A 1,504-nucleotide genomic window follows, 5' to 3' on the forward strand; every position below is an offset into this window, starting at 1 on the left:
CGCCCGCCCGTTCCCGACCGCCTTCGGAGGCCCCCGCTGATGACGCCCCCGTCCGCACCCAGTCCCGACCTGCCCGGCGAGTACCGGGAGCGCGATCGGCGGTCCATCGCCGAGTTCCTCCGTCTGGAGGTCTCCGGCGGCCTGATGCTGCTGATCGCCGCGTCCCTGGCCCTGATCCTCGCCAACTCGCCCCTCGGCGACGGCTACGCCTCGGTCCGGGACCACTATCTGGGCTTCTCCGAACTCGGCCTGCGGATGTCCATCGGCCACTGGGCCGCGGACGGCCTGCTGGCGGTCTTCTTCTTCATCGTCGGCATCGAGCTCAAGCGCGAGATGGTCGTCGGCGAGCTGCGCAATCCGGTCGCGGCGATCCTGCCCATCGTCGCCGCGGTCGGCGGCATGGCCGTCCCGGCGATCTTCTACGCCGTCGTCGTCGGTGCGCAGGGCGGCAACATGGACGGCTGGGCGGTGCCGATGGCCACCGACATCGCCTTCGCGCTCGGCGTCCTGGCGGTCGTCGGGCGCAACCTGCCATCGGCGTTGCGGACCTTCCTGCTCACCCTGGCGATCGTGGACGACCTGATCGCGATCACCGTGATCGCGATCTTCTACACCTCGAACCTGAACTTCCTCGCCCTCTTCGGCTCCTTCGTCGGGCTGGGGGTCTTCTGGTTCCTGCACCACCGCGGGGTGCGCGGCTGGTACATCTACGTGCCGCTGGCCCTGGTGATCTGGGCGCTGATGTTCAACAGCGGCGTGCACGCCACCATCGCGGGCGTCGCCATCGGCATGCTCCTGCGCTCCACCCCGCGCGAGGGCGAGAAGCACTCCCCCGCCGAGCACATCGAGCACATCGTCCACCCGTGGTCGGCCGGCCTGGCGGTGCCGGTCTTCGCGCTCTTCGCGGCCGGCGTCGCCATCTCGGCCGAGACCATCACCGGCCTGCCGCAGCAGCCGGAGGCGCTGGGCGTCGTGCTCGGCCTGTTCCTCGGCAAGATCGTCGGCATCTTCGGCGCCAGTTGGGTGATGGTGAAGCTCACCCGGGTCAATCTCAACCCCGCCCTGAAGTGGGCCGACATCGCCGGGGCCTCGATGCTGGCGGGCATCGGCTTCACCGTCTCGCTGTTGATCGCCGAACTGGCCTTCACCGAGGACATGGCCCTCCAGGAGAACGTGAAGGCCGCGGTGCTGCTGGCGTCGCTGCTGGCCGCCGTGGGCGCGAGCATCGTGCTGGGGATGCGGAACCGGCAGCACGTGGCCTCGGGCGGCTCCGGCGGTTCGGACATCGGCGAGCCGCCGGCCGTGCGGGCGGACGACGACGGCTCCTCCGGGGCGGCCGCCGCACCCGGGGCCTCCGACAGCGGGACCGGTGGGGACACCGGGGTGCCGGCACGCTCCGGAAGCTGAGCGGGGGTCTCCCGGACGCGGCGACGCGACGGGGGACCATCGGGAAAGGGCCCGGGGGGCGGCGGAGGCCGCTCCCCGGGCCCTTTCCCGTCCGCTC

At 71.7% G+C, this 1,504-nt stretch carries 1 protein-coding gene; it reads left to right on the forward strand.

The genetic code is table 11. The features are described 5' to 3' along the window. The first annotated feature begins 39 nt into the window (after positions 1-39). Entirely contained in the window at positions 40-1,407 is a 1,368-nt protein-coding gene (gene nhaA, locus FOE67_RS25470) for a Na+/H+ antiporter NhaA (protein WP_182667171.1), read from the forward strand. Positions 1,408-1,504 lie beyond the last annotated feature (97 nt).

The organism is Streptomyces calidiresistens (genome assembly GCF_014141525.1).
In the GTDB taxonomy this organism is placed as follows: Bacteria; Actinomycetota; Actinomycetes; order Streptomycetales; family Streptomycetaceae; genus Streptomyces; species Streptomyces calidiresistens.